This is a genomic window from Thalassotalea montiporae (genome assembly GCF_053485855.1).
In genome coordinates, this window is sequence record NZ_JBQRUO010000036.1 from 1 (window position 1) to 244 (window position 244).

Sequence of the window (244 nt, forward strand, 5' to 3'; positions counted from 1 at the left end):
TGATTTAGGTCTGTAGCTCAGCTGGTTAGAGCGCACCCCTGATAAGGGTGAGGTCGGCAGTTCAAGTCTGCCCAGACCTACCAACACAAGAAAAAGCTTCGTAAAAGAGACCAAATTAAAGATTGCTGTTCCAGTAAATTTTAATTTGGTTTTTTTAACCACAAATGAGCCGAATGCGCGCTGATTTGAAGTTCTTTAACAATTTGGAAAGCTGATATATATCCCGAATATATTTCTTGTTTTA

General features: G+C 38.9%; 1 tRNA gene. It reads left to right on the top strand.

Features of this window, described 5'->3' with window-relative positions:
* The first annotated feature begins 6 nt into the window (after window positions 1-6).
* Window positions 7-83 (top strand) — tRNA-Ile (locus tag ACSLUR_RS19180).
* Window positions 84-244: the final 161 nt, after the last annotated feature.